At 57.2% G+C, this 23,410-nt stretch carries 14 protein-coding genes; 6 read left to right on the top strand and 8 right to left on the bottom strand.

Features of this window, described 5'->3' with window-relative positions:
• The first annotated feature begins 92 nt into the window (after nucleotides 1-92).
• Nucleotides 93-1,265 (top strand): polysaccharide biosynthesis/export family protein, encoded by a 1,173-nt coding sequence (locus ACTJLD_RS18560; RefSeq protein WP_081057225.1) that lies wholly within the window; start codon nucleotides 93-95, stop codon nucleotides 1,263-1,265.
• Between the two features lie 101 nt (nucleotides 1,266-1,366).
• Here ACTJLD_RS18560 and ACTJLD_RS18555 read toward each other — a convergent pair whose 3' ends face one another.
• The 8 genes from ACTJLD_RS18555 to ACTJLD_RS18520 form a co-directional block, all read right to left on the bottom strand.
• Nucleotides 1,367-2,779, bottom strand: a complete 1,413-nt coding sequence (locus ACTJLD_RS18555) for a sulfotransferase family 2 domain-containing protein (RefSeq protein ID WP_440659416.1) — start codon at nucleotides 2,777-2,779, stop codon at nucleotides 1,367-1,369.
• A gap of 224 nt (nucleotides 2,780-3,003) precedes the next feature.
• Nucleotides 3,004-3,762 carry a hypothetical protein gene (locus tag ACTJLD_RS18550; RefSeq protein WP_440659415.1) on the bottom strand — a complete coding sequence of 253 codons (759 nt, stop codon included), beginning with the start codon at nucleotides 3,760-3,762 and terminating at the stop codon, nucleotides 3,004-3,006.
• Entirely contained in the window at nucleotides 3,762-4,682 is a 921-nt protein-coding gene (locus ACTJLD_RS18545; RefSeq protein ID WP_334010110.1) for a hypothetical protein, read from the bottom strand. The genes ACTJLD_RS18550 and ACTJLD_RS18545 overlap by 1 nt, the downstream gene beginning before the upstream one ends.
• Nucleotides 4,683-4,689: 7 nt before the next feature.
• Nucleotides 4,690-6,966: a glycosyltransferase family 4 protein gene (locus ACTJLD_RS18540; protein WP_440659414.1), complete on the bottom strand. Its 2,277-nt coding sequence runs from the start codon at nucleotides 6,964-6,966 to the stop codon at nucleotides 4,690-4,692.
• Nucleotide 6,967: 1 nt separating this feature from the next.
• Nucleotides 6,968-8,245: a glycosyltransferase family 4 protein gene (locus ACTJLD_RS18535; protein WP_440659413.1), complete on the bottom strand. Its 1,278-nt coding sequence runs from the start codon at nucleotides 8,243-8,245 to the stop codon at nucleotides 6,968-6,970.
• A 20-nt stretch (nucleotides 8,246-8,265) separates the two neighbouring features.
• On the bottom strand, nucleotides 8,266-8,913 hold the full coding sequence (locus ACTJLD_RS18530) for an ABC transporter ATP-binding protein (RefSeq protein WP_175853404.1): 648 nt from the start codon (nucleotides 8,911-8,913) through the stop codon (nucleotides 8,266-8,268).
• On the bottom strand, nucleotides 8,910-9,716 hold the full coding sequence (locus tag ACTJLD_RS18525) for an ABC transporter permease (protein WP_226257436.1): 807 nt from the start codon (nucleotides 9,714-9,716) through the stop codon (nucleotides 8,910-8,912). Before ACTJLD_RS18525 ends, ACTJLD_RS18530 begins: the two co-directional genes overlap by 4 nt.
• Nucleotides 9,700-10,830, bottom strand: a complete 1,131-nt coding sequence (locus ACTJLD_RS18520; protein ID WP_175853469.1) for a hypothetical protein — start codon at nucleotides 10,828-10,830, stop codon at nucleotides 9,700-9,702. Before ACTJLD_RS18520 ends, ACTJLD_RS18525 begins: the two co-directional genes overlap by 17 nt.
• 484 nt (nucleotides 10,831-11,314) lie before the next feature.
• On the opposite strand from ACTJLD_RS18520, the gene ACTJLD_RS18515 reads away from it, so the two are divergent.
• Genes ACTJLD_RS18515 through ACTJLD_RS18495 form a run of 5 tightly spaced genes read left to right on the top strand, consistent with a single transcriptional unit; the run spans nucleotide 11,315 to nucleotide 23,400 of the window.
• Nucleotides 11,315-12,520, top strand: coding sequence for a capsule biosynthesis protein (locus ACTJLD_RS18515; RefSeq protein ID WP_175853402.1), 1,206 nt, complete (start codon nucleotides 11,315-11,317; stop codon nucleotides 12,518-12,520).
• Complete coding sequence (locus ACTJLD_RS18510) at nucleotides 12,513-13,304, top strand: SDR family NAD(P)-dependent oxidoreductase (RefSeq protein ID WP_175853400.1); 792 nt, start codon at nucleotides 12,513-12,515, stop codon at nucleotides 13,302-13,304. The genes ACTJLD_RS18515 and ACTJLD_RS18510 overlap by 8 nt, the downstream gene beginning before the upstream one ends.
• 14 nt (nucleotides 13,305-13,318) lie before the next feature.
• Complete coding sequence (locus ACTJLD_RS18505; RefSeq protein WP_334010118.1) at nucleotides 13,319-14,830, top strand: LTA synthase family protein; 1,512 nt, start codon at nucleotides 13,319-13,321, stop codon at nucleotides 14,828-14,830.
• A 3-nt stretch (nucleotides 14,831-14,833) separates the two neighbouring features.
• Nucleotides 14,834-22,468 (top strand): SDR family NAD(P)-dependent oxidoreductase, encoded by a 7,635-nt coding sequence (locus ACTJLD_RS18500; protein WP_440659412.1) that lies wholly within the window; start codon nucleotides 14,834-14,836, stop codon nucleotides 22,466-22,468.
• The gene (locus ACTJLD_RS18495) at nucleotides 22,465-23,400 is read left to right on the top strand and encodes a UDP-3-O-acyl N-acetylglycosamine deacetylase (RefSeq protein WP_440659411.1); all 936 of its coding nucleotides are present in this window, start codon (nucleotides 22,465-22,467) and stop codon (nucleotides 23,398-23,400) included. Before ACTJLD_RS18500 ends, ACTJLD_RS18495 begins: the two co-directional genes overlap by 4 nt.
• Nucleotides 23,401-23,410 lie beyond the last annotated feature (10 nt).

The following is a 23,410-nucleotide window of genomic DNA, read 5'->3' as shown; positions in this document are numbered from 1 at the left end:
GTTTGAGGTCCGCGTCGATAAAGCGCGTATTTCATTCTACATCGTGCGACAATCCATGCCGCGATTGAATGACCGGATTGGATCAACAAAGAATGTCAATTTTATACCGCAGCGCGTGGGTGACCATTATTGTTGGTGGCGTGGTAGGGCTTAGCGCTTGTTCAATGGTCCCAACATCGGGGCCAAGTCGCTCCCAGATCAGCAATGCCGCCGCGCAGAGCAATCCTGAAGGAATTCAGATTGTCGATGTAACCGATGCAGTGGCACGAAAGCTCTACGCCGAGCGTGGTACCACGGATTTTTCGTCGATACTTGGCAATGACACCGCGTTCCGTCAGCAACTTGGTGTTGGCGACGCCGTGGAAATTTCGATCTGGGAGGCGCCACCTGCGACTTTGTTTGGCGGCAATGTTGTGGAGACTGCGATTGCAGGTACACCGAGCGGTGCACGCGGAACGACGCTGCCAGCACAGGTGGTCGACGGAGATGGAACCATCAATGTGCCATTCGTCGGACCGATCAAAGCTGCAGGTCGCACGCCGACACAATTGCAAAACTACATAGTTGGTCAACTAAAAAACAAGGCGCATGACCCGCAGGTTCTTGTGCGGTTGGCAAAGAACGAAACCTCCTATGTCACGGTCGTCGGTGATGTCGTGGGAAGTACACGTATGCAACTGAGCGCACGTGGTGAGCGATTGCTGGATGCACTTGCAGCGGCGGGGGGCGTGCGGCAGCCTGTGGACAAAATTACGCTCCAGGTGACACGCGGTAACACAGTGGCGTCACTGCCTATGGAGACAGTAATTCGTAATCCCCGAGAAAATGTTCCGTTACGTGCCGGCGATGTCGTTACCGCCCTATTTCAGCCCTACAGCTTTACGTCGCTTGGGGCGACTGGCAAGAACGAAGAAATCAATTTCGAGGCACAGGGAATTACGTTGGCGCAGGCGTTGGCGCGTTCCGGTGGACTTCAGGATTCGCGTTCAGATGCTCAGGGTGTGTTTGTTTTTCGTCTAGAGAATGCGAGTGCGCTTAATTGGCCGAATCAGCCTATTCGAACGACAGTTGACGGGAAAGTTCCAGTCATTTATCGGATAAATCTTAAGGATCCGAACTCGTTTTTTGTCTCGCAGAGTTTTATGATGGACAACAAAGATGTGTTGTATGTGTCGAATGCGCCGGTAACGGAGGTGCAAAAGGTTCTGAATTTGGTGTTTTCAGTAGTATATCCTGTTGTGACGGGAGTGCAGACATTTAAGTAAATCGTGTGGAATTGCGTTTTATCATGAGTCGCCCCTTGATCGATCAGGGGGCGACTCTTTGAGTGCTGTCAGCGGATTTTCTGTGATTGCTAAATTTTCGATCAGTAATCGGTCGATGCAATAAGGCAGATGTGGCCAAATAGGTTGCCGCGAAGTATTTCGAGGCCATTAAGCTTTGCTCGAATAATGTCCTGTATCTGAATTTTAATTTTTGCTGATGTTAAATATAAATTACCGTCGATAAGCGCCGTCGGTACGTGGTCAAATTCGCTGGACGAAAGTAGTTCGCTTAAAACGGTAATATTTATCGGTTTGGTTGTTTTGATAACTTGCCCGAGAACAATGATTGTTTCTGAGGTCGTTATTTTTTTCAATGCATATTTTAGTGCGTTGGCATCCCAGGTCTCAGTGACGACAACCAACTGACATTTGGTATTGTAAATGTCTGGAAGAGTGGGGATCGGAGTGCCGTATATGGGGTTAACCAACGGATCATAAACGCTTGCGAGTGAAGTATGCTCGCCTTCGCGAAATATGAAAACGTTGGATGGATTTGCTAGCGCGTTATAGAACTTGTGCTCGCGTTCGGAACAGCCATTGATGATGGACACATGGGGAACCTTGGTTCTATTTAAATTCCAGTGATAAATGTCACTAAGTACTTGAAGGAATCTCTGGCTGAATGTGCAGCGTTCGCTTACCTCGTGAACATCTAATACGTTAGACGCAGGCTGCAGATCGTTATTTTCGACCTCGGTGAGTTTTGATGCGGAGAAGTCGAAATAACGAATTTCTTTGCGCCTTGATTTTGCAATCTCCAATGAATAATTGTAAATAAAGAAATCGGCCTCGTTGTGCCTTTTTATCAAATTAATGGTGTCTTTGCTGAGTGTTTCCGCCAACTTTGCTGTGTTCACTCGTCCTTGATTTCGCATTTCCATCGGATTTGACGGATCAAGGTTCAATACATGCGCTAGGTGGTGAAGGCTTTCGGCCATCTGCTCATGAATACCGATGAATTCTGCACATTCGATATTGTGCATGCTTCTGGAAATGGCGGAATCAATATCGATAGATCGATCGTAAACGTGTGCGCCAAGCTGGTAGGTTGCTGTATTGGAAATGTCGAGAAAACGCTCCATCTCGTACTCGGATTCAAGCAGGGAGACGAGATTGGTCTCGAATGGGAGTGCCGGGTCAATTATTCGCCTATAGCGCGATACATTATCTGATTCGATTGCATTGATTTGCTTGTACTGCCAATCTGCGACTTGTGAAATTACACGATTCAACGGATTTCGCATGAAAAATGCCAGCGAATCATAGTTTAGATATTTCGCAGTGTCGTATGAAAAGTGACCAAAAACTATATTTACGTCACTCATTTCCTCGGGTGTGGCCGTGTGGCTGAACCAATCGCGTTCGAGGATGAGTACCTTATTGTTCGTATTTCTGGAAATCCAATTTACAATGGATGTGCCGGCCGATTTTGGAATGTGTATAAATGCGAGCATAAAATCCCTTCCCCATGTTCATCGAGCGAGCGCGATGCGCTAAAAAACATCGCTAAAATAAATAGTGACGCCCAAAATCGGAGGCAATTTTGATGTATGCTCGACGATGGGCGTAAAGTGCAAGTTCTCGCTATTCTAACAATCTGACCGCAAATCTTTCAATATTATTTGAATTTAACTGAAGATCATGTGCTTTATTTGCGTGATCGTGATCTCAGTTTATCTTATTTGATCGGTGAGAATGTCGGAAATAATAGGGTGGCGAGTTCGCGTAACTCATTTTCGATTTCATCAGCGCCTCGATCGTTGCTATCACCTATATGTTCAGTGGCTTTGATGTAAAAATCGAAAGCCATCCGATAATCTCCTTCAACTTTACAGAGGTGTCCAAGCTGTAAATATGCATCGGATATTTTTTCAGGCGAATATGTGCAAGCATAATGAAGATAGCGTTGATAAGCGTCTTTCGCGCCGTCGAAATCAGCGGACTCTTTCCGTGCGTGACCGAGAAGGCACCATAGATCATCGTGGTTCTCATTTTCGTCGCCGCATAGGAATTCGAGTGCTTTTGCGGCTGCTTTCCAATGCTTGGCCGACAGCAGGGCGAGCGCCTTTTCCCGCTCCGTCACTGCGCCAGGAGAAATATGAGATTTCTCGGAAGATACATCCCCAATGGGCGTCGTAGCGCGCTGACGCCCAATAACGAAGCTCAAGTGATCGCGAACCGAAACATCATTCGGACGAATCGTGAGATATTTGTTGTAATGAGATGCCGCAGACGCAAAATCTCCCAACTCCTTTTTGCAATGCCCGATCTGTACCAGAAGCTCCACGGACTTGGGCGAAAGATCAAATGCTCGTTGATACGCATCAGCTGCATTACTCCATGCCCGCATTCGCATTTCCTGTTCCGCAGTTGCGAGCGCAGATCGATACGGAGTAGGTTTTCGGCTAGATCGCAGGCGAACAAGAAGTGCATTCATTACGTTTCCCCTCGGATCACGCTGAAATTATTGACACGAACGATACCCGTTCCACTTCTGTCAGTGCGCCGTAGCCTAATCTCGATGAATGAATGTTCTGGCTTGATTTGGAATGAGAAATTGGCGACACACGATCCTTCAAGTGTGACATCTAATAGATTGGTTAAACCACAATCTGCTACCACGTCGAGAACAAGTTGATCATTTGATCCTTGTGCGCAGTCGAGACTAATTACCCATTTTCCCGCGGGCAGATTCTTTTTGGGGCCGGAGAACAACCATCCAGGATGAATATGGTGGTTGATATCAGAGATCCCTAATTTTTGGTGCCAACCATCGGCGCTGAACACGCTAAGACCATTCTGATATCGGCGAGCGAATACGTATTGACCATCGAGGATACCGTCATTGATGACATGCTGCTGCAGCTCAATAGTCTTGGCGCTGGCTCCGAACTCGAATAAATTAATATTTTTCCCATCGAAATTCGCGAATTTCAATAGCGAGTTGATGAAATCCTTGCGCGTAATCGAACCTTTGCGAAGTTCAAAAGACGATTGGATACGCAGCGCGGCAGGGAGTCTTTTTCCAAGCATGCGATCGCAGCATAGATCGATAAATGCCTCGTTATCTTCAGGCGAAAATGCCTCTAAAATGTCGGCATTGAGAAAGGGGGGCTCGAGTTGACTTAGTGAATTCGGGATAGTCCCATTGTCGCCGATTCGCCCTTGCGCTAAACGCTCGACGGCAGAAATAATTTCAAGGCGAGGTACTCCTTGCATGAGTTGGTATGCAAGAAAGTTGATTTGATCTTCAAGTTCGTCAATGTCACGATCGAATTTTACTTTAAAAACACGACGAACAAATTCGTTGGGTGCGAGGCCGAAATCCGCTGCGCGTATGGTGTCTTTAGTTTCCATGATTAATTTAATTTGCAATTTGACTTATTATCGACAAATATCGGTTTGCGATGGATTCGTAGTCGTTTAGCGCTAGGTAGTCGTTTCGCTTTTTGTCGTGAAGGTGGAGTACGGATGGGTTGATGCTTAATTGTATTAATGTTTCCGCGATGTATTCGGGTGAGTTGTTCTTTAAAACATGAGAATAATCGTGGAGATCTCTGAGTACAGACGAACGGGAAGAAAGCAGCGGCCGCTTTGTGGATACGGCAATTCTTCCTGCTCCAGTTGCAGATTCTGTGGATTCGTCATAGGGAAAGACGAGGACATTGCATTCGGAGAGCTCGCGAATGATTTGATCCTCTTCGAGAAAATCAAAACTTGATTCGACATAATCCGTCATCGCATACATGTCGATATATGTCTCAACAGTAGCCCGTTCAAGTCTTGATTTTGTATCGGCTCTAACGGCGGTCAGTAACTTAAGTCGAATATTTGGAATGTACTCGCGAGCAATGCGCGCTGCGGCCAGTAAATTCAGTATTTTCTTGTGAGGGTACAGAAAACCGAATGTCCCAACGGTAAATTCGTCTTTGGGCTGCGAGTGCGCGCCGTCCGGAAAATTTAAAATCCCGTGAGGTATAACATAGATATTTTTTAGTCTGCCACTTGAAAGCAAGGCCGCATCATTTGCCGTGTGAACAAAAATGGCGTCGAAGTCAGTCAGCCAGGCTGATTTTTCGATATCCATATCCTTCACGTTATGAAGCGTAATGAGCTTTGTTTTGTATTTCGCACGCTTCATCGCGCTCATCAGGCGAGCGCCATCTTCCGCAGAAAAAAATCCAGGGTGATGTTGAATCCAAATTGTATTGTTTCGAGATCTATCTATCTCGGAGCAAAGTGCCTGAATTTCGGTGCTAGTATATCCCCACGGCCGAATGATTTGAGCATCGGCCAAAGCTTCACGCGGAAAAGGGAGTTCGTCGCCGTGTAGTCTACGGGCGAATATATTTTTCGTTCGAGTTGACAGTGCGCGAGTCGTATAGAGATGTTCCGCATAGGTTGCGATGCCGCACACTTGCTGCCAAGTGCTTACCAAGTCGATATTGATTTCAGGCAATTTCGTGGCACCGAGGTCGGGATATATAAGGCAAAGTATGGATCGTTTGGCTACTTTTTCCCAGGTGAAGTGCTCGCTGACCATTGAGTACGCGGCAATGGATTTCGCTGCGGCGACTTGGGGATTGTTTCCAGCTTCGCGTAGCTTCCGACGCAAATCAGATATATCCGGTTGGGCCCATAGGCTATTGGGGCCGGATACGTGCGCGTTAGACGGTTGCAATGTGAAATCAATTAACCACGAAGTTTGATCGTTGCAGAAGTCAGTTTGCCCGCTAAATCCGGTGGTAATTACAGGAAGTCCATAGAGCATGGCTTCTGCGAATGGTAAACCAAACCCTTCGCCTCTGCTAGGTGCCACTAGAGCGATCGCGTCCTCGTACAAAGCCGCAATCTCATTTGCTGCGACACTTTTATTTATAACTTTAATGTTGGATGGCCCGGTCTTGCCGTCCCCCTTCTTCGCGACATATTTTTCTATTTTATTGTGCGGATTTGGGAAGGTCTTAATAAGCAACTCCCATTCAGGGTTGTCGCCAAATTCTTCGCAAAATGCGTCGACAAGGAGTTCGGCTCCCTTTCTTGGGAAGCACGACGAGATGTGAAGAAAACGCTTCGGAGTGCGTCGATAGCGGCGAGCGATCGACGAGGTGTCGGGCGGTGAGGATTTTTTAATCAGATGGTCGCAACCATTTCCAACAATCCAAATTGGAATGGTGATACCAGACAAAATCATGGCTTGTTTGACAAAACTAGCCGTCACGAGGATGACGTCAAGGTGACGGTTAAAGTGCGTAACGATATTGGCTGGTAATTCAGTCTCTTCCCACGCAAAGCACACGTACGCATTCAGATTCGCATGCATATCGTCCGCGCGTGGCGGCCACGTGTTTCGAATGTGAATGTCATAGTCGGCACTTTCCGGTTTGCTATAGAGCAAATTGGTGCGGATACCAACTTCAGAATTTATTGCTGGATCGTCGAGCCAATCGTGGTCGTGTGGATAAAAATCACACCGAACTCCGAGATTTCCAAAGGCCTTCCCGAGCTCGCGATTAACAATCGCGAGGCTATAGTCGCCCTTGAAATTGCCGTCGAACAATATTCTGCGGCTCGACATAACGCGTCGGGCGGTTTCGCTCTCGCGAGGGAATTGGTCTAAAATGAATGGTGATTGCGGCATTTTAGCTAATTTTCTTATATAGATTTATCAATTCGGCTTGGTAGCGATCGACTGAAAAAAGGCTGGCGCGTTCGCGTCCCTTTGTTATGAGTTCGTCACGTAAAGTCGCACTGGTGTCGAGTTGTTCGAGCGCTCTAGAGATTTCGTGTATCGCATATGGGTCCACTTTCAGCGCTGCATCACCCGCTATTTCTGGCATACAGCTAACATTCGACGTAAGCACTGGGGTGTCGAACATCATTGCTTCGATAATCGGTAATCCGAAGCCTTCGTATATTGATGGGAAGCAAACAGCCTTAGCTTGCTTGATGAATGCATATAGGATATTTCTTGGAACATATTCTAGTTGAATAATATTCTGTGGTGCTCGCCCGGCCTTTTGAAGCCCCTCAAGCGTCGACAGTTCTCGATCGGATAGCCATGCTTTGGCTCCAATGATTACAAGAGGCGCTTTGACCTTGCTCGAAATGAACGCGTCGACGAGCCTCTTGACGTTCTTTTTGGGTTCGATAGCGCCAAAGAACAAAAAGTAGCCACCTGGAGGGAGGTGATAGATTTTCTCTATTAACCTAGCCGATTCAGTATCCGATGGCATATCTGCGGCGTTGAGCTGAACTGCCTGATACGTGTTGGTAACTCTCTTTTCGTCGACGCCTAGAATATCGATAATGTCTCGTCGAGATGCTTCCGAAACAGTTATGATGTGATCGGCAGTTGCCGCAATTTGCCTGCACAACTTATAAAATCGCTTTTTGCTATCTGTTGTGGTGTACGGGAGACGCAGAGGAACGAGGTCGTGAATAGTGTACACATTTGCTGCGCCATCTACCCGTAATGGCATTGGATATGTCCAGTGTGCGATATTCACTTTTTCAGGTAGATGTACTCGGCTGAAGCGTGAAAATGCCTGGAATATGTCGTTCGCTCGTTGAAATAATCGGGGGGCGTTGTATTTTTTGTATGCTCCAAAGCCGGGAGTTTCAATAGCGTTCTTTATGACGACGGAATTGTTTGGAATATCTACTGGATAAAATCCAGAGACTGCGTCTCTTGTAAATTGCCACGGTTTGAGTAATTGCAGTCCTTTTCGGGGGAGGGCTGCGTCGTAAAATGTGACTTCTCTAACGATGGGGTCGCTAGAAGTCGACGCATTTTTTCCGTAGAGCAATTGAACGGAATGGCCTAGTTCCTTCGCCGTTGCGGCGAGATTGAGGGCATAAGTCTTTATGCCGGTTCCCTGTTCAAGTGCAAGATTTAAGCCGTCGATAAGAATTTGCATGGCCAACAAAGCTCAGTGAGCTAAAGGGATTCATAAAAGGCGAGGCCTTCGTCGATGCTATCGAATGATTTTAGAATGCCTTGATCCAGAATCGACACATGGTCGCAATATTCTCGCACTGCATGCAATTCATGTGAGACGAGAATAATTGAGCGATCTTTTCGATTTTCGAATAACTCTCGATGACATTTTTCTCTGAATCGCTGATCGCCTACCGCGACAACTTCGTCTATTAGGAAGCAATCAAATTCAATGGCCATTGATAAGGCGAAGGCGAGGCGGGCGCGCATCCCACTTGAATAATATTTTACGGGTTCTCGAAAGTATTTCCCGAGTTCGGCGAAATCTTGAACATAATCGATTACGCTTTTGTAGTCGATCCCGTAGACCCGACAGGTAAAGCGAAGATTGTCTAATCCAGTTAAGCTTCCTTGAAATCCACCGCTAAAGGCGAGTGGCCAAGATATGCTCATATTTCGGGTGACGTGCCCAGCAGTTGGGTTTTCAATTCCGCTAATAATGCGAATTAGCGTAGACTTGCCGGCGCCGTTGCGACCCAATATGCCAAGTTTTTCGCCTTTTTTTATTGTCACGCTAACGTCCCGCAGCACATCTCGTTGCATATGTTGTGTGCGATATCGCTTGCGAATATTTTCCAGTCTGATCATGTGATTTCCAGATGCCGTTCGGCGATCCTGGTTAAGAGTAAACCAATCAAAGTCAGAGATGCGCATGCGAAAAGCATATATTGGAGATCGTAGTGAAATCTCTGAACTCCACCGAAGTAGCCTTCGCGAATCATCTCTACTCCGTTGACCATTGGCAGGAGTAGAATGTATTTTTGAGCAGCCTTTGGGAGCCAATCCACAATAAAAAGTACGCCGGAAAGTGGAAACAATAAATAGCTGATTGTGTGCCAGGTTCGTTCGACGAGATCTGTTCGCTCGCTGAGGGCTCCGAGAACAAGTGCGAGCGACATACCAAACCATGCGGTCATAACCCAGCCAAGGAGTACCTTGGAAATGTCCGCTGGGAGATGAGTGAGGCCCAGCAACCAGCTGACTAGCGTCAACAATGTAAAAGAGGCGGTCGCCCCGGCGATCTCTAGAAAGATACGAGCCAGCAGGACGTCAAGGACCTTGACGTTTCGATGATAGAGTAGTGACAGATTCGGCTCGATAGCATGCACGCATCGCCCGGACGTATTGCGCCAAAGTAAGACGGTTGAATATCCTGTTATTGCAAAAGCGACAATGGATATGGGGCCTTTTTGTAAATGTTTAGTAAAGCTCCATAGTAATGTGACGCCGATTGTAAATAGCATCGGCTCACAAAAAAGCCAGAGAAAACCTATATTGCTGCGTCCGTAGCGCGTGATGATTTCTCGCATTACCAATGCAAATATCACGCGCGTCTGAACGACCGCGCCTCGACGCAAAGATGTGTTAGGTGTCTTAGTCACTGTGTTCACGAATTCCTGCAAACAACAAGCTCAAGATACCCCAGGCGAGCATTCCGAGTGCAAACACTTCAATCACACGTTTGACGCGACGCGGCTCTTGAGCTTTGTCTGGCGTGTTGGGTTGTACGAGGCGCTCTAGATAAAGTTGTTGCCGTTCTGCCTCTCCTCGAGCATTTTCCAGGGCTGCTAGTGCTGAGGCCAATTGCTTATCGGCAAACTGGGCATCTAGTTGTAGGCGAGCGTATCCGGCCGCCTTTTGAGACAGGGAGTCCTGTCCGCCGGTGACATCGCCGGTTGCAATTTTTATCTGCTTTTGAATGGTATCGATGCTGGACTGAAGGGCCGGAATTTGTGGATTTTGAGGTGAAATCGCCTGCAGTTGCATGAGTCGTGTCTGAGCGGCGAACATTTGCGTCTGCAGGCTTGTGACTTGTTGCAGTTGGAGTGCAGATTGACGTTCGGGGTCGAATACCGTATGTGAATTTCGATAGGTTGCTAGTGCTGCTGCGGCGTCTTTTGCTTGTTTCGCGGCAAGGTCAACTTCGTGCTGTGCAAATTGAACAGTATCGGTTGCCGCGCGTGCGTTCATGCGATTAATGAGGCGCTCGCTAATATCCAAAAGTCGTTCGTTAATCTTAGATGCATCCTGCGCTGTATAGGCACGGATCTGCAGGGTAGCGATAGCAGATGTGGCATCGAAGTCGACTGACACGATATGGGATGTGTAGTACTTCCATAATCCTTCGAAACTGTCGTCGAAAAATTTATGAAAACGACTAATAAAATCCCCGTGCTTGGAGTATGCCTCTGCAATGAGATCGTTTTGATTTAATTCGCGCAGCGCATCGCGTGATTCGATATAATCGATGACTGGATACGTATCGTCTTGGGCGCGCGAGAATCCCGTTCCTTGAAGTAATGCTCCGACGACGCTGGTTTGTGTTTGTCGCTGCGCACCTCGAACGACGAATCTGGATTCGGAAATGTAAATGTCCGAAGCAACAAAGCCAAAATAAACCACCGCAATGGCGGTGGGGGCCAATACGGTGAATGCGAAGAGACGATTAATTTTCCTCAGCCGCTCGATCAGTGACTTTTTCTTGTCACTGGGAGGAGTCGTCATGCCGGTAGATGCATTTTCCAACTTGTTTCCACGATGAAGTCGCCCCTTTTTCGCCGTTGACCGCTGAGCATTAAAATGGCAAGGAGCCGAAGGTCGGTGTGGCGCGAATCCCGCTAACCAAAACAGCTGATCAGATGGGGAGTTCTCGCCGCTCTACATACTTGCGTCACACTGAGCGTGTAGTTCGTTTTGTTGGCGGTGCGGCGGCCATCGAAACGTGCCCCGTCCGGAAGGCGGGAACTGCATGATTCAGTGGGCGGATGATTATAGCGATCCAGCGCGCGGGGCGCCAGCAGGGGGGCGCCAGCCTGCAACAAATCTAGGTCAGTTTTACGCTAATTGATACATCCCACTTCGATTATGGGATATTCTTCTGTCCGCACTCAAAACTGTGTTGACCAAAAGTCGGCGTTCTTTACTTGGGCGCGACACTCGGCGGTTCCGAGGCGTCTGCGTTGCCTTTCCTGTCGTCTATACCACTCGCATGTCTCGCTCATTCCTTGCCCTGCAGGGCACGGCTTCCCCCTTTTTTAGCCGTTTAGCCGATGGGCTGAGGGAGCGAGGCCACGCAGTTCAGCGTGTCAATTTTTGCGGTGGAGATTTGGCATACGACGGTCAGAGCAACTCGTTGAACTTCAGCGGATACGCTCATGAGTTGCCGGAGTGGTATGCGAACATCGTGCGGTCGGGTGCGTTCACCGACGTGGTCATGTTCGGTGATTGTCGCGAAGTGCATCGGCACATGCACCCGATATCGGCGGAGGTTGGGCTTCGGGTTAGCGTCTTCGAGGAGGGGTACGTGCGCCCTCATTGGCTTACCCTTGAGCATTACGGTGTCAACGGCCGTTCGCTGCTTCCCCGCGATCCAGACTGGTACCGGGCTCATCGAGCAGTGACGCCAGCGAGTCCGCCAGCTCGTGCGACAGGCTACAATCTGTACGAGCGCGCTTATCATGATATCCGTTACCGAGGCGCCAACGCATTCTATGCGAGGCGCTTTCCGCATTACCGCAGTCATCGACCGCGAAACGGTTTGATCGAATACGCTGGATTGGCTACCCGTGCGCTTCGCCAACGTGGATATGATGCTGAAGCAGAACGTGTGACGCGCGAACTGCTTCTTGAGCGAAGCGCCTATTTTTTGTTTCCACTTCAACTCAATTCCGACGCTCAGATAGCAGTTCATTCTCCGTTCGAAGGTGTTCGAGACGCCATTGATCGAGTGATTCGATCGTTTGCAAGCCGCGCTCCCGATGGTGCACGACTCGTCGTAAAAAATCATCCACTCGACACAGGATTGATCAACTACCGGAGCTATGCTTTGCGTCTTGCCGAGGTGTTAGGAGTGGGCGATCGACTGCACTTCATTGACGGAGGGCACTTGCCGACCTTACTCGAGCATGCGAGGGGTGTCGTGGTGGTCAATAGTACGGTTGGATTGTCGGCGCTACACCACCATCGACCGCTGGTTGCACTTGGTACCGCTATATATGGGATTCCAGGTTTGACTTGGCAAGGAGACCTCGATGATTTCTGGTCGAGCGCGGCGCCTCCCGACATGCACTTGTATCGGTCATTTCTTGACTATGTGATGCATCACACCCAAATCAACGGTGATTTCTACACTCAGAGTGGGATTGCTATGGCGACGGCGGGAGCGATCAAGCGTCTCGAGGCAAAGCATGACTAGCAGGGCTGTGCGCTCCATCATAGTGACAGGCGCAAGTGCCGGGCTTGGGCGGTCCTTGGCGCAAACCTACGCTGGGCCTGGAGTCATGCTAGGGCTAGTTGGGCGAGATGCGCGGCGACTGGAAGAGACTGCTGTCGCATGCCGCGCGCGAGGTGCGGAAGTGGTGACGGCCTCCCTTGACGTGCGCGATTCCTCAACGCTGGCGGAATGGTTGCGCCAGTTCGATCATATTCACCCAATTGATTTGCTGATTGCCAATGCAGGCATCGCAAGTACAATCGCGTCCGCGTCGGATTGGGAGGGGCAAGAGAAAATTGCTTCGATTGTGGACACCAATTTTTACGGCGTAGTACATGCTGTGCTGCCGGTTGTCGAACGGATGCGGGAACGTAGCAGGGGCCATGTTGCGATGGTCAGTTCGATTGCGGCATTACGTGGCATGGCTATTTCACCGGCATATTGTGCGAGCAAGGCGGCAATCAAAGCTTATGGGGATTCTATTCGACCGCTGCTAGCCCGTGATGGGATCCGTGTTTCGATCATACTTCCCGGGTTCATCAAAACAGCGATGAGCGATGTGTTTCCCGGGAGCAAGCGTTTCATGTGGACAGCCGATCGTGCGGCAGCCTACATTCGACGCAAGCTTGATGTAGAGCGCGCCGAAATTGCGTTTCCGGGGCCGCTCGTGTTTGGCATGCGTCTGTTGCCTCTGCTGCCAGCCGGGATTGCGGACGCGATTCTTGCGCGCCTGTCTTATGTGCCGCGCAAGGTGGACTCCAATTGAACGGCGCGTTCTGGATGGCGATCGCCATCGTAATCGCACTTTCATTTGTCTTGGATGGGTGGGCGAAGCCGAATGTTCGGTTGCGTCGATCCGTTTCGGCGTCATTGCTTCACATTTTTTCGGTTATATGGATTGCTGACTTAGTATTGGTCATCACATCTCGCCCGATCTTCTCGGCATTTATCGCATTGGCTCTTGTCGGTTTGGTCGTCGCAGTCAGCAACGCAAAATATGAGTCGCTGCGCGAGCCTTTCGTGTTTACGGATCTGAGTCTCTTCAGCCAGCTTTTTTCACATCCACGCCTGTATTTGCCATTTTTAAGCATTGGCAAGATTGTCGCAATTGCGGTTGGCGTTGTGCTCGTAATCGGTGGTTTCTTTGCGGAGCCCGCAGCTTCGCGAGCGGGAGCATGGGTGCCCTTGCTGCTTTTGGCCTTGCTGTTCATCACGATTAGAACGCTCGCCAGTCGACTACTCCTTTCACTGGAGCCATGCGTGGATCAGTCGAGGCACGGGTTTTTTTCTGTGTTTGTTGCGTATCTATCGAATGGATTGAGCAGAGTGACGGTGGAAGCCTTTCATCAGGCCACGACGGCAAGTTCTTTTGCTGCAGGTGTACTGCCGGGCTGCCCCGACGTGATTGTCGTTCAGAGCGAGTCCTTCTTTGATATTCGGCGCGCGTGTGACGCCGTTGAACCATCTGGATTTGTGCAGTTCGAGCGAGCACGACGAGAGTCGGTGTATTTCGGTGAGTTGACTGTGCCGGCATGGGGGGCGAACACCATGCGCACGGAGTTTGCCGTGTTGTCCGGAGTTCCTTCTGCTGCGCTGGGTTACGCACGGTTTTACCCGTATGCATTTGTTCGGCGCGCGTGTATGTCACTCGCGAGATGGTTCGATCGCGAGGGTTACGCGACGTTTGCGATTCATCCGTATTACGCGGATTTTTTCGGCCGTGATCGCGTATTTCCGTTGCTTGGCTTTGAACGGTTCCTCGATATCAGGCATTTTGAGCGTGCGGCACGTGTCGGCGCATACGTTGCTGACTCTGCCGTAGCTGACACAATTATCTCGAAGTTGAACGAACGAAGTGACCGCCCGCGCTTTGTGTTCGCAATGACGATGGAGAACCACGGGCCACTGCACCTCGAGCAGGTTTTGCCCGGCGAATCGACTTCACGGCATACTCTTGGTGAAGACGCCTGTTGGCGCGACCTGACAGCATACTTGCGGCACATTGAAAATGCGGATGCAATGATTGGTCGCTTGCTCGATCATTTGCGCACCTCTGATCGTGAAACGGTCGTTTGCTTCTACGGCGACCACGTGCCCGCGTTGCCTCGTGTATTCGAAAAGCTGGGCGTATCTCCGCAAACCAGCGACTACTTCATATGGCGAAATTTTGGCGCAGACGTTCCCGAGTGCCGAAATCTGACCGCCGAGGAGCTCGGGTCGGTACTTTTGCATGTGGTACAAGATGACGGAAACCGCACGCAACAACCGTGCGCATCCGAGAAAGCGACATAAAAGATGAACAGTAAGATTGCAATAATTGGGGTGGCTTGTCGGTTTCCCGGGGGCGCTAACGATCTTGGCGACTTCTGGCAACTGCTGCGCGACGAACGCGACGCAGTGACCGAAATCCCCGCCGACCGCTTCGGCACCGATTTCTACCAGCACCCGTCCAAGCGCGAACCGGGCAAGAGCTACACGTTCTCGGCCGGCGTCGTCGACAACGTCGCCGGCTTCGACGCCGCGTTCTTCGGCATTTCCCCGCGCGAAGCGGCCCAGATGGATCCCCAGCAGCGCCTGCTGCTCGAACTCGCATGGGAAGCGTTCGAGGACGCGGGCGTGCGCCCGGCCGACATGCGCGGCAGCAACTGCGGCGTCTTCGTCGGCGCCGCCAGCATGGATTACGGCAACCGCAACATGGACGATCTGAACGTGATCGATCCGTATTCGGCGACCGGCAACACCCTGAGTATCGCGTCGAACCGCGTGTCCTACCTGTTCGACCTGCGCGGCCCGAGCATGTCCGTCGATACGGCCTGCTCGTCGTCGCTCGTCGCGCTCCACCAGGCCGTCAAGGCGCTGCAGTCCGGCGAAGCCGACGTGGCGCTCGCGGGCGGCGTCAACCTGCTGCTGCACCCGTTCGGTTTCGTCAGCTTCTCCAAGGCGTCGATGTTGTCGCCGCGCGGCCGTTGCCGCGCGTTCGATGCAACCGGCGACGGTTATGTCCGCTCGGAAGGCGGCGCGTTCGTGCTGCTCAAGCCGCTCGATCGCGCGCTCGCCGACGGCGACACGATCCATGCGGTGATCGCCGGCTCCGGCGTGAACTCGGTCGGCCACTCGCCGGGCGGTATCAGCGTGCCGGGCGCGGCCGCGCAAGCCTCGCTGCTGCGCAGCGTCTACGCGCGCGCGGGCATCGATCCGCAGTCCCTGGCGTATCTCGAGGCGCACGGCACCGGCACGGCGGTCGGCGATCCGATCGAGGCGCGTGCGCTGATCGACGTCGTGTCGGGCGAGCGCCCGGCCGATCGTCCGCTGCTCATCGGTTCGGTGAAGACCAACATCGGCCACCTCGAGACGGCATCCGGCATGGCCGGGCTGCTGAAGGCCGTGCTGTGCCTGAAGCATCGCGCGGTACCGCGCTCGCTGCATTTCGTCACGCCCAATCCGGGCATCGATTTCGACGGCGGGCGTCTGCGTGTCGTCGATCGCTTCATGCCGCTCGACGCGGGCGACGCGCCGCTGACGGTCGGCGTCAACTCGTTCGGCTTCGGCGGGACGAACGCACACGTCGTGCTGACCGAGGCGCCCGCTGCAAACCAGACGTCGGCGGCCGCGCCCGAGCCGACTCACGCGCAGTTGTCTCCGCTCGTCCTGACCGCGCGCAGCGCGAATGCACTCGGTGCGCTCGCGGGCCGCTATCTGTCGATGCTCGACAACGGCGGCGACTGGCAGGCGCTTGCCGCCGCGGCCGCACGTCGCCGCCAATGGCTCGAGCATCGCGCGATCGTCGCGCCGGCCGACGCGGCCGAAGGCCGTGCGGCACTCTCGGCGCTGGCCCAGCCGGCACCGGAAGGGTTGCCCGCCTGCGTGGCGACCGGCCAGGCTCCGGCCGACACGCCACGCACCGCGCTCGTCTTCTCGGGCAACGGCTGCCAGTGGGTCGGGATGGGCAACGAGCTTTATGCCGAGAACGCCGTCTTCCGCGCGGCGCTCGACGAAGTCGACGCGCTGTGGTGCGCCGACGGCAGCCCGTCGCTGGTCGACGTGATGCGCGGTGGCCCGAGCGCGGAATGGCTGGCCGGCCAGGGCGCCGAATGGCTCGCCGCGACGGAGAACGCGCAGCCGCTGCTGTTCGCGATCCAGGTCGGCATGATCCGCGTGATCGACGCGCACGGGATGCGTTACGACGCGGCGATCGGCCATAGCGTCGGCGAGATTGCGGCGGCGTGGGTAACGGGCGCGCTGTCGCTCGCCGACGCGGTGCGCGTGATCAAGATCCGCAGCCGCGCGCAGGCGATGACGCGCGGCAGCGGCCGGATGGCGGCCGTCGGCATCGGCGATGCAGCGGCGCGCGAACTGATCGCGCGCCACGGGCTTGCGCGCCGTGTCGAGATCGCCGGCATCAACAGCCCCGACGCGGTGACGCTCGCGGGCGAGCTGCAGGGTCTGCAGGCATTGGAGGCGGCGCTGCGCGGCAGCGGCAAGTTCTTCCAGATGCTGGATCTCGACTACGCGTTCCACAGCAGCCACATGGATCGCATCGAACCGGTCGTGCTGGCCGAACTGGCGAGCCTGCGGCCGCAGTTGGGCAACGGCACGTACGTGTCGACCGTGACCGGCGGCGCGCTTGCCGGCACCGAGCTCGACGCGCGCTACTGGTGGCGCAATATCCGTGAGCCGGTGCGCTTCGGCGACGGCATCGCGCATCTGATCGAGCAGGGCGTGCGCCTGTTCGTCGAGGTTTCGCCGCATTCGATCCTGCGTACGTACGTGAAGCAGGCGCTCATGGCCGCCGGTGCAACCGGCATGGCGCTGCCGACGCTCAAGCGCGGTCACGGCAGCGCGGCGACGCTGCGGCAAGCGATTCTCGCGGCGATCGCGCATGGCGCGAGCGTCGATCCCGACCGCTTCGCGCCGGGCGAATCGCGCGCCGCGTTGCCGTTCTATCCGTGGCAGCGCGACCGCTTCTGGCTGACGCCTACCGTCGAAGGGTACGGCCTCGTCAATCGCCGCCGCGAGCATCCGCTGCTCGGCTATCGCCTGCATGAGCACGCATTCGCGTGGGAAAACCAGCTCGATCCGGCGAAGCTGCCGATGCTGGCCGATCACGTCGTCGACGGCGGCGTGGCGTTCCCGGGCGCGGGTTACGTGGAAATGGCCCTCGCCGCGGCACGGACGTTCTTCGATACGCCGGATGCAGCGCTCGAAAACGTCGAGATCCGCACGCCGGTCGTATTTCAGCCGCAGCAGGCGAAACTGTTCCGGCTCGTGATCGAGCCGCGCACCGCGACCTTCACGATCGAGACGCGCGACCGGATGTCCGACAGCGCGTGGACGCTGAACGTGACCGGGCGGATGCTGGAAAGCGGCAACACGCTCGGCGATACGAGCGTCGTGCCGTCCGCCGCGCTCGATCGTCTGCTCGCGCTGCCCGCGGCCGGCGGCGACACGTTGTACGCAAACACCGCGGCCATCGGCCTTGGGTACGGGCCGGCGTTCCGCTGGGTTCGCACCGTGCGGGTTGCCGCGAGTGACGGTGCGGCGCTGGCGGACGTCGCCGCGCCGGCCGCATGCGGCGATGCGAAGGCCTTGTCCGCGTATCTGCTGCATCCGGCGCTGATGGACAGCGGGTTTCATCCGCTGTTCGCCTTGCTGGCGGCGCACGCACGCGAAGGCGAGCATCCGGCTTACGTGCCGGTGCAGATCGGCCGGGTCGACTATCTGCGCGGCGACACGGTCGAGCGGGTGTTTGTGCAGATCGACCGGCACAGCCCGCATTCGATCGTCGCGCATTTCGAATTCCTCGACGCGCAGGGCGCGATCGTCGCGCGGCTCGGCGGTTGCCGGTTCCGGCGCGTCGATCTCGTCGGCCGTCGGCAGAACCTGCCTGCACGCTTCGTCTATCGCCTTGAAGACATGCCGCTGCCGGGCGACGTCGATGCAGCCGGTTTGCCGGCCCCCGACGCGCTGCTCGCGCAGGCCGTCGTGCGGCTGGACGCAACCGGTAACGACGTCCGCCGGACGCAGCATCTGACCGAAATCCTGCCGCTGCTCGACGTGCTGGCGAGCCTCTATGCGCTCCGCGCGTTCGATGCGCTCGGCGCATTCGCCGGCACGTGGCAGCCGGCGGCCGGGCGTGCGGCGCTGGCCGCGCGTCTTGCCGACATGCTGGTCGAGGATGGTCTCGCTCATCGCGACGGCGCGCTGCTCGTGCGCGACGACGCAGCGTGTGCGGCGTTGCCGCCGCTCGACGAGCTGTGGCGCGGGTTGCTGGCCGAATCGCCGGGGCACGTGGCCGAACTGACGCTGCTCGCGCATTGCGGTGCGGCGTTGCCCGACGTGCTGGGCGGCGCGAAGGATGGCGCGCGCTTGCTGTCGCCGACCGGGCACAGCCTGGTCGAGCAGCTCCTTGCCGCGTCGCCGACGTGGCAGCACGTGCACGCGTTGCTGACCGCAAGCGTCGAGCAGGCGGTCGATGCATGGCAGCCGGCGCGCCGGCTGCGCGTGCTCGAACTGGGCGCGACGGACGGCGACGTGCTGCAGACGCTCGGCATGCATCTCGCTGCCGCGCGCTGCGACCACACGATCGCGGCGACGGCCGGCCAGCTGGCCGGGTTCGACACGGATGCGGAAGCGGCGGTGCGCACGGTGGCACTGCAGTCGGGCGAGCGGCTGTCGCTGTCGGCCGATGACGCCGGGCCTTACGACCTGATCGTCGCGAACCGCGCGCTGAGCGACCGTCATGATATGGTCGATGCACTGAATGCAATGCGGTCGTGGCTGGCGCCGGGCGGACTGCTGCTGCTGGCCGAGTCGCGCCACGGCCGCTTCTCCGACATCGTGTTCGCCTCGCAGGCAACGTCGACGGAAGCCGCTGCCCCCGCGCCGCTGGCGCCGGCGGATCTCGAGGCAGCGCTCGCGCGCGCGGGCTACGTCGACGTCGTGCGGCACGTCGAGCAATCGCTCGATCTGGACGGTACGCCGACGTTCGTCATCGCGCGCAACCCCGCGAGCGCCGCTGCTGCGCAACGCACCGGCGACCCGAGCGATCTCGATACGCTCGCACGCAACGAACAATGGCTCGTGATGCACGCGCCGGGTGCGGCCGGCGGTTTCGGCGGGCAGCTGGCCGATGCGCTGGCGCGCGCGGGTTATCCGGCCGACATCGTGGACATCACGCATGCGGCCGACGCGATCGCGTCGTTGCCGGCCGGGCAGCCGGCGCACGTGGTGTTCTGCGCACCGGAAACGCCGCTGGTCGAATCGGCGACGGGCGACGGCCTGATGGCTGCGCAGCGTCACGGCGCGATCGCGCTGGCCGCGCTCGTCCGCGCGCTCGGCGCGCAGCCGAACGCGGCCACGCGCTTGACCGTCGTCACGCGCGGCGGCGCGCCGTTCGCCGGGGCTGCGAATGCGCATCCGGAACAGGCAACGCTGTGGGGCCTCGGTCGCGTGCTGGCGAACGAGCATCCTGAACTCGCGTGCCGCCTGATCGACGTCGATCGCGCGGTGGACGGAATTTCCGACGCACTGATTCGCGAGCTGACCGGCTCGGCGGTCGAGGAAGAAGTCGTCCTGGGCGCACACGGGCGTCTGGTGCCGCGCATGCTGACGGCCGCGCAGGCCGCGGCCCGCAGCGACGGCGCGATCGCGCGTGCGGCCGTGCTCGCGTTCGATGCACCGGGCTCGTTGCGCAATCTCGAATGGTTCGCGTTGCCGGAAAGTGAGCTGGGCGCGGACGAGGTGGAGATCGAGCCGGTTGCGACCGGCCTCAATTTCCGCGACGTGATGTATGCGATGGGGCTCTTGTCCGATGAGGCGGTCGAGACCGGTTTCGCGGGCGCGACGATCGGCATGGAACTGTCCGGCCGCGTCGTCGGGGTGGGCGGTGCCGTGACGGCATTCGCGCCGGGCGATGCGATTCTCGGCTTCGCGCCGGCCTCGTTCGCGACGCGCGTCAGGACGCGCGCGCAGGCGATCGCGCTGAAACCCGAGCGTCTGACGTTCGAGGAAGCGGCGACCGTGCCGACCACGTTCTTCACCGCGTATTACGCACTCGTCGAACTCGCGCGGCTGCGCCGCGGCGAGCGCGTGCTCGTGCACGGCGGCGCGGGCGGCGTCGGGATCGCCGCGATCCAGCTTGCGCGCCACTTCGGCGCGGAAGTGTTCGCAACGGCCGGCAGCGACGAGAAGCGCGAGTTCGTGCGCCTGCTCGGTGCCGACCACGTGCTCGATTCGCGCAGCCTCGCGTTCGCCGACGACATTCGCGTGCTGACGGGCGGGCAGGGCATCGACATCGTGCTGAATTCGCTCGCCGGCGAAGCCATGGTGCGCAGCATCGACACGCTGCGTCCGTTCGGTCGTTTCCTCGAGCTCGGCAAGCGCGATTTCTACGAAAACAGCCATATCGGGCTGCGGCCGTTCCGCAACAACATCAGCTATTTCGGCATCGATGCCGACCAGTTGATGGGTGCGTTGCCGGAGCTGACCGAACGCCTGTTCGGCGAAGTGATGGCGCTGTTCGCCGCGGGCGTGCTGCATCCGCTGCCGTATCGCGCGTTCCCCGCTGAACGGGCCGAAGATGCGTTCCGCTACATGCAGCAGGCGCGCCAGATCGGCAAGGTACTCGTGACCTATCCGTCCGGCACGCCGGCCCCGACGCGCGGCGTCACGCGCGCGGGCTCGCTCGCGCTCGATCCGCGTGGCACGTACCTGGTGGTCGGCGGCACGGGCGGGCTCGGGTTTGCAAGCGCGCGCTGGATGGTCGGGCGCGGCGCTCGCCGGCTGACGCTGGCGAGCCGTTCCGGCGAGCTTGCCGGTGCGGCCCGAGAGGAGGTCGAGCACTGGCGCGCGACGCTCGGCGTCACGGTCGATGTCGTCTCGTGCGATGTGACCGATGCCGCGGCGGTCGATGCGATGATTGCCGCGATCGCGCGGCGCGGCAGCCCGCTCAAGGGCGTGCTGCATTCCGCGATGTCGATCGATGACGGCCTCGTGCGCAATCTCGACGATGCGCGCATGGCCGCGGTGCTCGCCCCGAAGGTGGCCGGCGCGTGGAACCTGCATCGCGCGACACGCGCGCTGCCGCTCGACCTGTTCGTCGTCTATTCGTCGGCGACGACCTATCTCGGCAACCCGGGGCAGTCGAACTACGTCGCGGCCAACACTTTCCTCGAGGCGCTCGTCGAACATCGTCGCGCGGCCGGGTTGCCCGGCACGTTCATGGCGTGGGGCCCGCTCGAGGACGTCGGCTTCCTCGCGCGCCACGCGGATACGCGCGAGGCGTTGCAGTCGCGGATCGGCGGTGCATCGATCACGTCCGACGAGGCGATGGCCGCGCTCGAGCGCGCGCTGGTCGCGGGTGCGGCCGGCGAAGCCGTGGTCCGGCTCGACTGGCATGCCGTGGCGCGCGGGATGCCCGCCGCGAAGGCACGCCGGTATTCGCTGCTGCAATCGCATGCGAAGGGCGGCGATGCGCGCGACGGCGGCACGCAGTTGCGGGAAGAAGTGCTGGCGTTGCCGCGCGACGAAGCGATCGCGCTGGTTGCCCGGACGCTGCAGGCACAGATCGCGCGGATCCTGCACATGACGCCGGACCGCATCGCGCTCGACAAGTCGGTGCTCGACATGGGCATGGATTCGCTGATGGGGATGGAACTCGGCCTGGCGGTCGAGGAAGCGTTCGAGGTCAAGCTGTCGGTGATGGCGATTGCCGAGGGCGCGTCGGTCACGACGCTGGCCGGACGCATCGTCGATTCGATCGGCGCGTCGGCCGATGCGTCCGACGCCGGGGCGGCGACCGATGCCGCTCAGGAAGCCGTCGCGGCGCTTGCCGCGAAACACGCGATCGAAGGCGAGGCGCGCGCGATGCTCGATACGCGGCCGGCGCCCGTGGCGGGCCAGGTGTCGCCGACGCTGGAGGTCGCGCGATGAGCGCGCCGTCCGGCTGGGCGACGCGCCAGGGCACGCTGGCAGGTCCGCTGGCGATCGACGGTCACGGGCTGCACACGGGGCGCCGGGTGGGTGTGCGGATCCTGCCCGCGCGGCCGGAAAACGGCGTGACGGGAGTCGTGTTCCGTCGCGTCGCGCAGGGGCGCACGCTCGCGACGCTGCCGGTCGATCCCGCGCTGCGCCGCGCCCAGCCGCTCTGCACGATGCTGCGCAATGCCGACGGCGTCGGCGTTCGCACGATCGAGCATCTGCTCGCGTCGCTGCTCGCATGCGAGATCGATCACGCGATCGTCGAGATCGACGCCGAGGAAGTGCCGATTCTCGACGGCAGCGCCACGCCGTGGGTGGACGCCATCCACGCGTGCGGCCGGGTCGCGCTCGATGCGCCGAAACGCTTCATCCGCGTGCTGCGGCCCGTCGTCGTCACGGACGGCGAAGGCGACCAGCGGCGCGAAATGCGGGTCGAGCCGGCGCCGCGTTACGAACTGAGCGTGCGCAACGACCTGCGCGGCTTCGGCGACATGCATTGGGACGGTGCGCTGACGCCGGCCGCATTCGAAACCGAAATCGCGCCGTCGCGCTCGTACGGGCGCGTGAAATGGGCCGTGCCGGCGATCGTCGCCGGCTATCTGCGCGGCGTGCCGATCCTGCGCGGCGCACGGCCGTCGTGTACCGCATCCATCGTCGGCAGCCGCGTGCTGGGCGGGATGCGCTTGCCGGATGAATTCGTCCGGCACCGCGTGCTCGACCTGGTCGGCGATCTCGCGCTGGCCGGCGCGCCGCTGCTGGCGCGCGTGAGCGCGTTGCGGCCGAGCCACGAGATGAATTTCCGGCTGGTCGACGCGCTGCTGGCCGCACCCGACGCGTGGCAGTGGGCCGAGTTTTCCGACGCGCGACACCACGTCTTTTCATGACGCGCGGCGT

The sequence above is a fragment of the Burkholderia sp. 22088 genome (assembly GCF_052045915.1).
GTDB classification, from domain to species: domain Bacteria; phylum Pseudomonadota; class Gammaproteobacteria; order Burkholderiales; family Burkholderiaceae; genus Burkholderia; species Burkholderia cepacia.
Note: the sequence above shows the minus strand (reverse complement) of the source record. Positions and strands in the feature narration are given on the sequence as shown.